Here is a 721-nt window from a genome sequence, read left to right on the forward strand (position 1 = left end):
CAGCACCAGGCGGTGTTCGGCCTGGCGCTGGAGCAGATCAAGGCGCTGCTGGCCGCCAAGGAGGAGGATCTGCGCGCCGCCATCCAGGCCCGCGTCCGCGCCGAGGGCGGCGCCTTCGTCGGCTGGCTGGCCGGCGGCACCGTGGCGCGCCGCATCCTGACCGCCATCAACCAGGAGCTGGACAAGGTCGAGCCCGGCGACAGCACGCTGCGCATCGCCTTCGAGACCTGGCTGATGGCCGAGATCGACCGGCTGGAAACCGACCCGGAGCGCGCCGCCGCCCTGGGCCGCGCGCTGCGCGACGCCGCCGGCCACCCCGCCGTCGCCGCCTGGCTGATGGATCTCTGGGCGCGGCTGAAGCGCATGGTGGCCGAGGATGCGGCGGCGCCGGAAGGCCGTGGCGTCGCCCTGGTCGCCGGGCTGCTGGCCAATCTCGGCACGCTGCTGGAGGAGGATGCGGCGGCGCGGGAGCGGGTGAACGCCATGGCCCGGCGCGGCCTGCGCGCCCTGCTGCCCACCGCCCAGGCGCAGCTCTCGGAGTTCATCGCCAATGTGGTGGCGCGCTGGGACACGGCGACAGTGGTGGAGAAGATCGAGCTGCGCGTCGGGCGCGATCTTCAGTATGTGCGGATCAATGGCACGCTGGTGGGCTTCCTGGCCGGCGGCGTGCTTTTCGCGCTTCTGCATGCGATCTTTGGAAGAGTAGCGTTTTAAGCAGATG

General features: G+C 71.7%; 1 protein-coding gene. It reads left to right on the forward strand.

The annotated features are described in order from the left end of the window. A partial coding sequence (locus HMPREF0731_RS22370; RefSeq protein ID WP_007006554.1) for a DUF445 domain-containing protein occupies positions 1-714 on the forward strand: 714 nt, incomplete at its 5' end. Positions 715-721: the final 7 nt, after the last annotated feature.

It is taken from the genome of Pseudoroseomonas cervicalis ATCC 49957 (assembly GCF_000164635.1).
GTDB classification, from domain to species: Bacteria; Pseudomonadota; Alphaproteobacteria; order Acetobacterales; family Acetobacteraceae; genus Pseudoroseomonas; species Pseudoroseomonas cervicalis.